Annotated in this window: 12 protein-coding genes; 1 reads left to right on the plus strand and 11 read right to left on the minus strand. The window is 37.0% G+C overall.

What is annotated here, in order from left to right; genetic code table 11:
* Window positions 1-582: 582 nt before the first annotated feature.
* Window positions 583-1,353 carry a hypothetical protein gene (locus QM524_RS20410; protein WP_283345969.1) on the plus strand — a complete coding sequence of 257 codons (771 nt, stop codon included), beginning with the start codon at window positions 583-585 and terminating at the stop codon, window positions 1,351-1,353.
* Between the two features lie 13 nt (window positions 1,354-1,366).
* Here the strand turns inward: QM524_RS20410 and QM524_RS20415 are convergent, their stop codons facing one another.
* The 11 genes from QM524_RS20415 to QM524_RS20465 form a co-directional block, all read right to left on the minus strand.
* A complete protein-coding gene (locus QM524_RS20415) occupies window positions 1,367-2,290 on the minus strand; it encodes a LysR family transcriptional regulator (protein ID WP_283345970.1) in 924 nt (307 codons plus the stop codon).
* Between the two features lie 78 nt (window positions 2,291-2,368).
* Complete coding sequence (locus QM524_RS20420; protein ID WP_283345971.1) at window positions 2,369-2,875, minus strand: hypothetical protein; 507 nt, start codon at window positions 2,873-2,875, stop codon at window positions 2,369-2,371.
* Between the two features lie 276 nt (window positions 2,876-3,151).
* Window positions 3,152-3,916, minus strand: coding sequence for a c-type cytochrome domain-containing protein (locus tag QM524_RS20425; protein WP_283345972.1), 765 nt, complete (start codon window positions 3,914-3,916; stop codon window positions 3,152-3,154).
* Between the two features lie 2 nt (window positions 3,917-3,918).
* Entirely contained in the window at window positions 3,919-4,467 is a 549-nt protein-coding gene (locus QM524_RS20430) for a YceI family protein (RefSeq protein WP_283345973.1), read from the minus strand.
* Window positions 4,464-5,378: a DUF5777 family beta-barrel protein gene (locus QM524_RS20435; RefSeq protein WP_283345974.1), complete on the minus strand. Its 915-nt coding sequence runs from the start codon at window positions 5,376-5,378 to the stop codon at window positions 4,464-4,466. Before QM524_RS20435 ends, QM524_RS20430 begins: the two co-directional genes overlap by 4 nt.
* 234 nt (window positions 5,379-5,612) lie before the next feature.
* Window positions 5,613-6,065 (minus strand): Rieske 2Fe-2S domain-containing protein, encoded by a 453-nt coding sequence (locus tag QM524_RS20440; protein WP_283345975.1) that lies wholly within the window; start codon window positions 6,063-6,065, stop codon window positions 5,613-5,615.
* A 120-nt stretch (window positions 6,066-6,185) separates the two neighbouring features.
* Complete coding sequence (locus QM524_RS20445) at window positions 6,186-7,595, minus strand: hypothetical protein (RefSeq protein ID WP_283345976.1); 1,410 nt, start codon at window positions 7,593-7,595, stop codon at window positions 6,186-6,188.
* A 3-nt stretch (window positions 7,596-7,598) separates the two neighbouring features.
* Entirely contained in the window at window positions 7,599-8,156 is a 558-nt protein-coding gene (locus tag QM524_RS20450) for an RNA polymerase sigma factor (RefSeq protein WP_283345977.1), read from the minus strand.
* A gap of 317 nt (window positions 8,157-8,473) precedes the next feature.
* A complete protein-coding gene (locus QM524_RS20455) occupies window positions 8,474-9,196 on the minus strand; it encodes a LytR/AlgR family response regulator transcription factor (protein ID WP_283345978.1) in 723 nt (240 codons plus the stop codon).
* Window positions 9,197-9,414: 218 nt separating this feature from the next.
* Window positions 9,415-12,255 (minus strand): ligand-binding sensor domain-containing protein, encoded by a 2,841-nt coding sequence (locus QM524_RS20460; protein WP_283345979.1) that lies wholly within the window; start codon window positions 12,253-12,255, stop codon window positions 9,415-9,417.
* 244 nt (window positions 12,256-12,499) lie between these two features.
* Complete coding sequence (locus QM524_RS20465; RefSeq protein ID WP_283345980.1) at window positions 12,500-13,546, minus strand: OmpA family protein; 1,047 nt, start codon at window positions 13,544-13,546, stop codon at window positions 12,500-12,502.
* Between the last annotated feature and the right edge of the window lie 369 nt (window positions 13,547-13,915).

Raw genomic sequence — 13,915 nt, forward strand, 5'->3', positions numbered from 1 at the left:
AGAATTTAATTTTTGTGCCCAAGGCATTCAGGTATCAGCTTTCGGCGGTGGGCTTTGTAAAAAAGCATGGCTGTGGTTAATAAAAACATTTTAACACTCTGTGCCTTGTGCCTGTTGCCATGTCCCTAAACACATAACTTAAATCTTATTCTGCACTATTACTTACGCAAAATAAAGTTTAAAATTGTGCTTTAAGCTTTCAGGTATCGGCTATCGGCGGTGGCTATGGGAAAAATGCATGTCCGTGGTCGTTAAAAACATTTTAACACTCTGTGCCTTGTGCCTTTGGCCTTGTCCCTAAAACACAAAATTAGATAAATTTTACCCGTAATAGGCATTAAGCTATATTCCATAAGCAAAAAGTTGTGCTTGCCTAACGCCTACGGCTTACAGCCTAGAGCGTATTAATGCAATTTTATTTTGCATTAATACGTAAAATTTGACTAAGGTAACCAGAGTATTTAATAAATTGTCCTACTTGGCTTATTTCCACCCAAGAATAAATTATTTTACCTTAATGATGAATCAGTTAGGGGGAAAATGCTTCTTGGTGGTCTTCAATAAAATAACCTTTAAAATCTCATGAAAAAGTTAACTTATATCTATAGCATTGTTGTACTCACAGTAGGAATCATGACAGGATGCACACCTACTAGAGTTTTTAATCTTGAACCCTTCGGTGCTACCAATAGCACTGTCATCGATGGACGTACTATTGTAAAAGAATCAAAAGATAGTGTTGATGTCGTTGCGTCATTTGTTGGCTTGTACCAAGACTATGCTGTATTTGATATTGAGGTGTTTAATCGCACCAATCATGACTTGATGGTTAGTCCAAAGGATTTTAGATTGACGCCTCTCAACGAAGATAAAACGCCTTATTTTTATCGTGAGCAAGAGCAGGTAGGTTATTTGGCAATAGATCCCACTGAGGAAATCATTAAGCTAGACAACAGAATGGTGAAAGAGGAAAAAAGGCTTAAAACTGCCAAAACAGTGAATACTATTTTGGCCATTGCAGGTGCCGTTACACTCGTAGCAGGGGCAACAAAATCGTCAGGTTATCGAGAAGCTGCCTCAGTCAGAAATACGATGGCTTTGGGAGAAAGTATGTTGAGAATTGGATTGACCAAAGGGGCTGTAGACCGAAGCGTGTATTATTCAAGAATGGACCAATACTCTTCCCAAAAGGATGTATGGCAACAACAAACGTTCCTTAAAAATGTCATAGCGCCCAATAGCTCATTGAGAGGCGATGTCTTTATTCGTTATACGTCGTCGGCGCCGCTAATGCAAATGTCTTATCCTGTTGGAAGTGATGATATTGTGATTTGGTTTGAAAGAGGGAAATAATTGTTGTAATACCCTAATATTGATTACACCAACCAAATTTTTCATTGATAATACTAGACCTTTCCTGAGAAATAAAGTTGAGAAATGCTTTTGCCACAGGAGAGAAGTTTTTACCCTTTAGCCAAATAATATGCCAAGTGCTCTGGATAGGAAAACCTTTGACAGGAATTATTTGTAAATCGCCATTTGATAGTTCGTTTTTAATACCAATCAGCGGCATAATCGAATAGCCTAACCCTGCCAAAACAGCTTGCTTAACGGCCTCATTAGAAGTGAGTTCCATTTTTTTATGAATCGGCAGTTTGTTTTCCTGTACATACGCCTCCATAACGTGGCGCGTGCCTGAGCCATACTCACGATAAATCAGTGGGAGCGAGTCTAATAGCGAAGTTTCATAGAAAGAATCATTAAATTGTTCCTCTGTGTTACCAATCAAATAGAGTTTGTTGGACATCAAATCGATTTTCTCGATCTGAAGATGCATAGGAAGTACCGAAACCAAGGAGAAATCTACTTCATTATGCTCCAAACTTTCAACTACTTTCATTTTGTTGGTCACATCTAGCTTGAGTTCGACTCCTTGATTTTTCTTCAAAAAATCATTTAAGAAATAGGGGATAATATATTTTCCTGTGGATACAACCGATATTTTTAATTTACCAGTAAGCTGCCCTTTGTAAGCAGACGTTTTGTGATTAATCGCATGAACTTCGTTGAGGATACGCTCGGCAGCAATGGCAATTTCTTTTCCAAAGTCAGTCACAAAAAGTCTTCGTCCAACTACTTCGGTGAGAGGAATAGCAAACTGTTCTTGAAAATTACGCAATTGAATAGATACCGCAGGCTGACTCAAATGTAGTTCTTCGGCGGCTTTTGTAATACTTTGAGTTTGCGTAATTGTCAAAAATACTTGGAGCTGATGTAGCGTATAATTCATGAGGGATTCGGATATTTTTAACAAAAATACAGTAAAAAGTCCCTTTAACTACAAAAGAAATTATTCTCTATCAAGAAGTTATTTTGTGGAAATCCTCTTTACTATGGTTAAGGGCTGACAAATCACAGGATTACAAACAATAGGATTACAATTGGCTTCTGTTCCGTAGTTGCCTTTGTAGGCATTTACCATGGCTAAACCAATTGAAGGCATAAACATAGAGTTGGCAGAATTTAACACTTGTACGTCTGCTGCTCCCGATGCATCTGCAACGTTACGATACAAACGTAATGAGCCTGTACAAGTAGTTAGCTGGAATTTGAACATGGGCACATCCACGTTAGCAGTGATGCTTTGTACAGTTGGAATACCCAAAGCATAGAAATAAATATACTCGTTGGTAGCGTTGGTTTTAGATTGCTTACCCCATACCGAAGAACCAACACCATCTTGCAGGGGTAGGGTTCCAGTCAGATTTTTGATATTGGCAAAAGTACCAATCGGCGCTACAATCGTAAATTGCATTTCTGTAATTTTGTTCAATGTCGTCGTGCTACTATTGGTCAAATTAGCGCTAGATTTCATAGAAGCGTAAAACCAACCATCACTTTTATATTCTATTTTATAAAAAATTTGAGGGGTAGTTTGCGCTTTTATAGAAGATACTCCTAAAAGAAGTAATAACGTCAATACTATATATTTAAACCTATTTCTCATACTCATAACCAATGCAAGGATTAACACTTAGGGGGTGCTTTTTGAGTAAAACCTCAAATACTATGCCACCTCATCAATTGTATGCTAAGTGTTAAAACGCTTCCTTGCTTTATTTAGATATATTATTGAGTATAAATTCGTTGCCTAATCATTCTTAGCACCTGCATCTATCCATTTTTTTACAACGGTCAATTGGCAATCCGTTAGCTTACCAATAGGCGGCATAGGCGAGTAACCCGTCAAGGAATTCAAGGAGCCCCAGAGTCGTTTGCTGTCTACATAGCTTTTTACCTGAGCATAATTTTCTAAACTCACGCCTCCCGACAAACTTCCTGTTTTGTGACATCCCACACAGTTGGTGGTTAGTAGTGGCATAATGGTTTTTGAAAAAGTAACATTTTGTGTATCGACCACCACCGCACAATTCACTTCCCTTGCCCCTTGAGTAATCCATTTGGCAATTAAATCTGTTTGTGTTTTTGATAAAGGCTGTGCGGGCGGCGGTGGCATACGCTCATTGTCAGTGCGAAGCATTACCGTGTATAACTTACTTTTGCTGGGACTACCTGCCGTTATACCTTTCATGATTTTTGTATATGAAGTTAAATCATAACCATCAGCATGCGTCTTGGTATCGTGACAACCACTTGTTGCACAATTACTTACAAAAAAAGGTAATATCTGTGTCGTAAAACAGACTGAATCGCCTTTGGAGGCATTGCTTCCCGTAGTACCGCATTGTAAGGTGGAAGTACCCGTATTTGAGGCATTGTTTGAAGTGCCAGTAGTATCTACCGTACCCGTACTGTTGACGGAGTCAGTCGGCGATGGGTCTCCTTTGATATTTTGACAGGCAATTAACCCTCCCATAGTTATGCCTAGAATCATACTGCTTTTCAACATTTTCATAACTATTGAGTTTTGGGTAAAAGGATAAAACGGTTTTTTACAGAAATAACTTCCGCAATTTTTTCAAAAACTAATTTGGGAACATCTACTTTAAAATCTGCTAGTTTGACATCAAAAGGAGCATCTACCACAATCTTGTCAGACCCAATTTGAAGCTTTGCTTTTATCGTTTTTTCCTGTTTTACTCCGTGCATTTCCAATACACCTTTGATGTTGACTTCATAAGTTCCACTTTTCTGAAAATCAATAACATCTATGATTTTTCCTTTGAAGCTACTCGTGGGAAATTTTTCTGTTTCCATATAATTTTCATTAAAGTGTTCTTCCATTAACTTATTGGGAAATTTGAACCCAATCACCTGAATTCGCACAGCCACATCTTTGGTAGCAGTATTTAATGCTGCCGAAACGACCTTATTATCTGCGCTGATATTTTCCATAGGTGTTTCAGAAAAAATCTGTGTTTGCCCCGTGGTGGTCATATATACCTGCGCTTGTGTTTTACCCACCAATCCTAGTAGGCATAAACTCATAAGAATGATGGTTCTCATTGGTGTTGATTTTTTTGTTTATCAAAACTAAATACTCTCGAAATATTGAATCCATAAAAAATATCTCCCATGCTCCATTGACCAGTCGTTTGTCCTATCAAGGCTCTTTCGGTCATACCTTTGGAATTGGACAAATGCAATTGAAAAACGTGACCGCCAGTTTCTATGTCAAATCCAATAGATAGCGCATTGGTGAATTGTGCATCTCGGCTCAAGTCAGCTTTACTAAATGCTGGTAACGTATAGTAATATTCGGCATTCAGAGAGGTTCGGCGGCTCAACTTGAAACGTCCTCCCATGCCTACGCTGTAAAGGGTATTGGCATCGGTAGGTGTTTCGGATTTGTTGCGATGTAGTACCGTTGGAGAAATCTGCAAAGAAAGTTTTTCGCCAAACTTACGAGCTACCAATAGTTGAGCACAATAACTCTGGCGTTCGAGATTATTGAAATATTGCCTAGTGGGCATCGTGTTTTGAGTAGTAGTATAAGCCGCTACCAGTCCTGTTACAGTGACAGGTATATTTTGACTTCCCGATGATTGACGGAGTAACTTATACTTTGCATAATAATCATATACTTTTTCGTAGCTAGAGCGTCCCAAGCCAACAGTCAATCGGTCGGTAACGCCATACTCCAAGCCGAGTCTAATAGTAGACTGGTCGAGACCGAATAGTTCATTAAAACCTGAATTGATAGCTCCAAATCTATGTGAAATCCTAAAATCCAGATGTTTAGCGGCAATAGTCTCGATAGAATGCCCACTTACCAAACGAGTAGATTTGAAAGTAGCAGTGGTATAAATGGGTATATCTTTTTGCGCTTTTGAGAGTTCTGCCAGTAAGTCATCTTGCCCAAAAGACATAGCGGTGCCATAGAGCCAAAGCCCTAAAATTAAAAAGCAGCGTTTCATATATTTGATTTTACGTAGGTAAAAAAGATTTTTACTGTACTAAATATTGATCGGTAAATGGTATGTAACAGGCTTAAAACCGTAAGCTAAAAGTTTAAATATGTTTCTTAGGAAACCATAGAAACTTTTTAGCGAGTGCCCATAGCTGATTGCCGAAAGCTCAACAATGCAATCTTATTTTAGGCAAGAACGATTCTACATTCACAATTCACCACTCACAATTCAAGATTATTCCTAGTTGTTGGTCACCGTAAGGATATTTCCAGCGATGCTCACTTGAAAAACTTTAATTCCAGAACGACCGTTGCTATTGAGTCCTGCACCTGTTTTACTAAAAGCAGCGCCATGCGCAGTGCAATAAAATTGGCTGTTCATATACACAATTTCCTGTCTGCCTTCATGACTACAAGTTTGTGTTACGGCTACATATTCGGTGGCGCTAACTTTGGCAAGAACCACGTTGTTTTGGCGGATATATCCTCCCACGTTTTTTAGTGCCGCAGCAGCAGTTGTGGTCAAGTCAATTTTGAGTAATTCTCCAGTTGGATTTGGGGCAATGTTGCTTTCATTTTGACATGAACTTAGTGCAGAACCAGTACAGTACACGGCAAATAGGGCAGCGCCTTTCAAACCAAGGCTTTTCAAAAACTCATTTCTGTTGATTTTTTCGGCGTGATTAATCGTCATAGTTTCTTGTGATTTTGTTTTGTTATAATATTTAAAATGCCTTTCTATATACAAGATGTATTTGCTGCAAAATGGTTGGGTAGCATGATAATTTTTTTTAAGTTACCATGCTAATAAACTTTAAAAATGCCATTTAAGCCCTATTCTTACTCCTGTGTTTTGAAGGTAAGATTGTAATGGCAAGTCCCTAACAAAGCTATTAATATTACGTTGGTAGTATGGCTCTATCCACATACTGGAGTTTCGACCTAGTTCTAGTTCAGCCCCAATGCCAAACTGATAGCTCCAATAGGAACGAGTATTACTAAAACTACGAAGCGTAGTGTAATAATCATGCCCATCAGATTCGTACACCTCGATATTCATAATTTGGCCACTTGGCATATGATAGTTGATACCTCCAATGCCATACAAACTCATATATCGCTGATTACGAGTGCCTTTGGTAAGTTTTAGCGAAAATGCATTATATCTCAATGATAAAGGTATACTGACGAAGCTAACAGAGTGCTCATCTTCCATTTCTACTGAAATAGGGTTTCCAATTGCTGGCGTAGTAGTCATTTCATCGGTAGGAATATTAGCAACTCCAAACACGGTTTTGTACAAATACTGTAATTGCCCATTCACCAATTCAGGTTGAATAGACGATTTGCGAACAGCACCAGCAAACTGAATATTGCTTAATTGAATACCAGTAGAAACCGAAATGCGAGGCGAAAGGTCAATACTTGTTCTAAAGCCCCAAGTATAAGCTTTTTCGATGATTTCATTTCCATAATTGAAAGCATCTGGAGTAGAGCGATATACCGTCAAATCTCCCAATTCTGGTGCATAAAATGCCGAAACCGAAAGTCGATTCTTGAGCGGAATCTTCAATTTTGGAGGCTTTTCAGCAGGTATATTTAGTGATTTGAATGACAAATATGGTATCGTAGCTAATGGTATATGAGAGATAAATGGATTATATGGTTTTGAACCAATTGTATTAGTAATGGTTGCTTGATGTACTACATCAGTATGTTCGATGTTATAAGGTTGAATAAAAGCTGAATCGGCAATGGTATGGTTTGTTTTAATGATAAAAGTTGAATCATACGCTAATGGGTTAAGGCTATTAGTGGACTTGTGTAATACATGACTTATCTGTGTATCATCATCTGTTTCTTGTGCATCTTTTGGAATTTTATCCAAGATATCCAAGGGCTTTTCGAGGTTTTTATACACTATTTTTGACAGCGTAATGGTATCATGAATCACTCGAGTTTGATATACCAATTTAGTTTTTGACGGTATAAGATATTCCACCTCATTATGGGAAAAATGCTCAACAATAGAGCCCCCAAGTAATAATGTGACAATACTAGCATATACTGTTAGCCAACGATTAATAGTTTGATATCGAAGTAGTTGTGTTTGTAATGCTACCATCCGTAGATTTTCCCAGACGGCCTTGGGAGGTGTCATCGATAGGCCATCTATTGCCGATCGAAAAACCTTTCCTATATCATTTGATTTTTGCTCGCTCATGGCTTATATATGATTATTGTTATCGTACATCAATTTTGAAACCCATTTTTGTAAAAGTTTTTTGGCATCGTGTAAATTGGATTTGGAAGTGCCTTCTGATATGCCCAATTGTTTAGCTATTTCGTGGTGCTTTGCTCCTTCAAACTCATAAAGGTTAAACACCAGTCGGTAGGTAGGAGGAAGCTGCTGTACCAACGACAAAAGTTCATTGGCATTGAGCTGGCTCAAAATATCTTCGGCAGACAAAGGGTGTTCTGATTCGTATTCGCTCGGAAGCTCGGCTTGATGACGAAGGTTTACATTTTTTCGATAAGTTTCCAATGCCAGATTTACGATAATTCGCCGAATCCAACCTTCCAAAGAGCCTTCATTTTTGAATTGATGTAAATGTTGAAACACCCGAATAAACCCTTCTTGAAGTAGGTCTTGTGCTGATTCATAGTCGGACGAATAGCGCGTACACACCACCATCATTTTAGAGGAAAATTGATGGTATAGTGTGCTAAAGGCCGTTTCATCTCCTTTTAAGCATCGTTTTATGATTTCTTCTTGTGTCTTCAATATGTGGCTATTTTTCGTTATTATAGGACCATACGCTTATAGGAGTACCAGAACACTAACAAGATGAAAGTAAAGAGAGAATGGTTGGGTAAAAGAAAAAAATCATCTCAGAATTTGAAATGATTTGGGAAAGGATGTAAAGTGAGTATTCGTGTTGAATTGTGAATTAGGATTGTACGAAGAATTTCCAACTATTTCAGATTGGGGATTTCTGATTTCGGAAATAGCGTAAAATACCTTTATTTTTTACAAAATATAAAAGATCAAACTTCCGAAATCCTTCGAACAATAATGATTCACAACTTGTCATTCAGTATTTATTTAAGTATAAGTCTATCAAATTTTTCTATAAATTCTTTTTTCTGGATTCTACTAAGGGAAAAACACGAGTTGTCAATTTCGATAAAATCTTCTTTGATATTAATCTTCTGAACGAATAACAAGTTGATAATAACGTTTCGATTGATTTTTTCAAAAGTTTTTCCTTGGATCAATGACTCATAATGTTTGAGTGACCCGTAAGTGGCGTATTTGGCTTCTTTAGTTTTGATATAGACCAAATGCCCACTGGACTCGAAATACAAAATCGAATCGATGTTGATTTTGTGTAAATAATCCCCCTGTTTCACCATAATAAATTCGGTGCTATTGCCCAGTGAATTATTTTTGGTAGTTTGAGTGACTAACTCATCGAGGATTGTTCTAACAGAAAAGGGATTAAGGGGTTTGGAAATACAATATTTTCGGCAATCTATTTTTTTATATTCTTCATAATATTCTTCTGTTAAGTACGAGCTGTTGAGTATCACCCAAGCACCAGAGTTGCGGACAGAGGCCAACAAATCTACGCCAGTAATATCAGAAGAAACGTGAATATCCATGAAATAAAGTTGATAATCATTTTCTTTGATGGCGGTTAGAAAGGATTTTGGGGTGTTTACATAAGTAGCATCTATCATCGGATAGTGCTGTAGTATAAGCTCTATGTCTAGTTGATCACTAATAGTATCTTCTAGGATTAAGCAAGAGATGGGGTTCATAAATAAACTAGTGGATTCTTAATGCGAATAATCACAAAATGTTTTAAATAATGGGTGTTAAAAGCTATCAAGAGCAATACATACTTAGTTATGTTGGGGAATAACTGTTTTTGTGAAGTTCTTGTAAAGGCTCGTATATACATACGTGTAAACATGAACCTTGGTTTTAATAACAATAAAAAAGTGTACCAGTTTTGTTTGATACACTCTTTTTAGATTTATTTTTCAGGAATAATTAATCTTGTGAGATAAATATCATCTACTTTATCGTTAAAAAGCTCGATAGATTGTTTCTCTAGAATAGTTTTCAAAACACTTAATCCTATTTTCAATCCTCGTGACTCGGCTCGTGGTTGTGTGTCGGGCTCTACAAGATTGTAGCAGGTCACTTCTACGAGCTGGGTATTTCGACTAATTTTGATTTGAACAGTTGTATCGCGCTTAGCATATTCTATGGCGTTGAATATGATATTACGCATGGCAATCACAAATAATTTTTCATCAATTTTAGCAAGAAACGATTCTGGTTCGACTACAAATGTAAGGTTTCTTACCGAGATATCATTCTGATAAGAGCGAATGATTTTGTGAATCAGACCTATCAAATCATGGTTTTGGTACACAACCGTTTCGTTTTTATTAGTCGACTGAATCCATAAAATCAGGTTGTCGATGAGCCATAATAAATTCTCACTTCGCGACTTTGATTCGGTTCCTAACAACGAAAGTCGTTCGTATTCTTGTTTTTGAATTAGCAAATTTAGCTTGTCTGTCAGGTTATTAAAGCTAATAATTGGGTGACGTACGTCGTGTACTAATAGCTTGAGAAGCTCGTCTCTAAACTTTAAGTTTTCGTGCAAACTTACCGTTTGTCTGTCTACCAAGGCCTTCAGTTTGAGGTTGCGCATTCGATAGTTATACGCATATAGTTGGAAGCCACCCCAAATGAGTAAACCCATCAACACAGCCACCATTACCCAAAAATACCAGCGATAATACAAAGGATATGCCCTAAAGACTTTTATGGTATGGATATTACTATTCGCAAAATTATTACAAGCAACTACCTTCAGATGAATCAGGGATTCGCCATAAGGTAGGTTATCTATTCGGAAGTTTTTGGCGACAAAAGGCGCCCAGTTTTTTTCTTCTTGTCCTACAGTATAGTAAAATTGCTTTTCGCAATCATACATATAATCATCAAAGTCGGCTTCAAGCTCTATGGAGTTTTCACTAGTTTTTAGGGCGATATTATTCCCGTTAAGGGCTGGAATCGTACTTACTAATTCTTGTTTGTCAAAAATCCTAATATCACGAATCAACATAACTCCTTCTTTAGGCTGGTTGGCAAACGCTTCAGGTTTGATGATATTTACACCATTTAGTCCACCAAAGTATAGCGTACCTTCCTCATCCTGAAAGTGCGCCAACGTATTACATTCGTTGTTGGTTAGACCGTCTAATTCTGTGTAGATTTTAAGGAGGTTTCCGCCTTTATCAAAATGCCAAATACCTTGTTCACTACTTGCCCAATAACCGTTTTGTGTTTCGTAACAAGACAAAAATTTTACTTTAGCAAAGTGCTTATCTTGGATAAACTGTCGCACTTTCAAAGTAGCCATATCCAATAAAAGAATGCCTTCTTCTGTAGATAAGCTTAGCATATTGGCTTGCTTTTTATCAAAAATATTGATGTCGTAAGTAGCCTTTTTTTGTCCAACAGGATAGGGAATTTGCTTTATGTTGCCATTATTGTCAAGTATGTAAAGTCCTGAAGAAGAAGCAATAAATACTTTATCTTTAAGTTTTAGAAAATCATAAACCGTTGCAGAGGCAAGCTCTTGTGGTTGTTTACCATCAAAGTAGTTGATACTTCCATTGGATTTGTCGAAATAGCCAATACCTTTTTTCTCAAAACCTAGCAATAGACCTTGCTTATACTCGGTCATTGACCAAATTCTTGTTTCATAATTGGCAAAATATGAGCGATTGACCTTCGTGACCAAATCGGTAGTAACGAGCTGTTGTTCGCCAAACCAAAGAGTTCCTTGCTTATCACGAAGAATTGAAAGGATAAAATCGTTTTGAAGATTGCTATTTAGGGTTGGCAATTTCTCAGATTTTCCTGTTCGAAGATTCACCACCTGACGGCATTGATTAGTATTGACAATGAGGGTGTTTTTGTCCAATTTATAGATTTCACGGCAAGAGTAATTATCTTGGTTGTCTTCGGGATTGGGGTTATACAAAAGCGTATTTATGACCCCTTTTTGAATACGTACAATCACTAAACCGTTGTCGGTGCTCATAAATAAGTTACCATGACCATCGGGCGTGATATGATGAATCGAAAAAGGGAAATCGTGTGTATAAAGGATTTCCAGATTAGCGCCTAAAAAAGAGATTTTATCGTTATTGTAAAAAATTAACGATTTGAATTTGGGCTCATATACCAAGCCTGTCAAATAGGAATAAGAGTGATTTTTGGATGAATAAAAGCTTACATTCGTACCCAGTTTGACTACTTCCATTTGAGTACGTCCATCAAATACCGCATATAGCTCATCTGCTACAGACTGTACTGATACGCAAAATTTATTGAGAAGTTTTTCCTGAAATAAAACCTTTCCTGTGTAATTAATAAGTTGGATATTGTCGTCTTCAAGGGTGCCTTTTTCTTCACAAAAAACAATTTTGTTTTGTTTTGCATAAAGCAATTTAATGGGAGATTTTCCTATTTTCTTTTGCAAAGAAAGTTTGTTATTGTTGGCAGAATAAGAATAGATTTCACCTGTTTTTGTCCCAATCAACAGTAATCTGTTTTCGTCTGAAAGTATCGACTCTATCTGAATTGAACTAGGAAGTTTACTTTTTGAAGGGATAAATTTCTCGTTATTATAGATATAGGTCTGACGGATGTTGAATGAATAAAACCATTCAAAGGCTTCAGAAACCCAATAATTACCCATATTGTCTTCACAAATAGTATTGAAACCTTTGGACGAAAATGCTTCAGGGTAAGAAATCGTTTTGAAAGTATTACCTTCAAAAAAAGCCATAGAATTGGCCGTAAGGATAATTTTTTTACCCTTTGAATCAATAAACGATGAATTGACATGGCGGTGACCCAAGCCGCTTGAAAATCCATATTGCTTAGAAGATAAATAATATTGTCCCCTAGATTGGATGTGGGCTATAAGTATACAAAAAAGTATAGTTACAAAGTGGTATTTCATCAATCTATGGAGTTTGTTGTACATGATTTTTAATTGATAATGGCATGATTTGTTTCAGATAAATCACTTAGTTTTTAGAGATAAAATCTTGGGAATGCACTTGTTCGATATAGATTTTGGCTACCCTCCGAGCCGCCAAGGGAATATCAGTTTCAGGATTTGTAATCGTTTGAACCACAGTCTTAACATTTGTAAGGCTATGATTATCAAGATATATTTGGATAACGACAGCTCTCAAATAAGCCAAATAGCTATTTAGTTTGGCACTACCAACGCCATCATGACTTCCAACAATCCGCAAGGTAACGGTTGAGTTATTTTGTAGTTGAGTTATCAGTCTGTTCAATTGCTCCTGTGTTGCGGCGGTCAGATAAAAACTCCCTTGTTCGAATGGAATAACAAGATCTGGAGCGGGGGGTATTATTTTAGGGATAAAAGGTTTTAGCGCTTCTTTTACCAGCATTACAGGAGTTGTATCTTTGGGAACTTGTATCTTGGTAGAGTCTATCTGTAGTTCAAAAGTATGTTCCATGCCCTTGAAAAATTTGTCATATAGAAACTCTTCGCTATGTTCAAGGTAATTGTCTTTTCGCACCGATACTTCAAAGGAACAAAACATTTCGGGAAGATAATCCAGAGGTTCGCCACGCTTCATTTTACGAACATTTACGGCTCCTGTTTTGTTGAGGCGAATAGCGTATTCGGCTTCAATGTACTCACCCGTATGTTTGTCTTTAGCCATAAAGGTAAAATAAGGAATGCGTTTCATTAATACCCCAATTTGGTTTTTCGACAAAACAAGAATATTGGTGTTTTGAGTGTTTAGGATATCTCCTTCTAAAGATTGGTTCTTGATTTCTTGGAAAGATAGGAAAAGATGAGTGGCAAAAAAGCCCTCGCTTTGCACTAAAAAATGATACTCCTTGTTGTATTCTATTTCTAATTGAACAGAGCCATCCTCGGTTTCTTTTCTCAAAAGCACATTATGGCTTTTCTCCCGATTCAGAATGGTTACGCTGGCATTCCCCAATATACTTGAGGCCTCGTCCATAATCTTTATTTCGAGGTATTTGGTAGTGCCAAAAGCCCATGTACTTGTACAAAGGCTTATCACAAAAAGGAATATGTTGATTCTGAATAACACTAGCTTCAATAAATTATAAAGATGTTATCAGCCTCGTTGTACCGTAATTTTTCAAAGTAAAGGATTATGGGTACTACTTAAGCTATTATTAAAATGAAATTTGTATACTTTAAAGTAAATGGTTATTTGTAAGATAAGTTAGTAGGCAAAATAAAATTTAATTTTTGAGCTTACGGCTTTCAGCTCTCGGCAATCGGCAAAAAATATATCCATCGTTACTAAAAAATATTTTAACACTCTTTGCCTTGTGCCTGTTGCCTTATGCCTTCAACAAAAAACTTAAATCTTATTCTGCACGATTACTTAAGTTAGTGAGCAAAATAGAATTTAATTTTAGGC

The organism is Flectobacillus roseus (genome assembly GCF_030056595.1).
In the GTDB taxonomy this organism is placed as follows: domain Bacteria; phylum Bacteroidota; class Bacteroidia; order Cytophagales; family Spirosomataceae; genus Flectobacillus; species Flectobacillus roseus.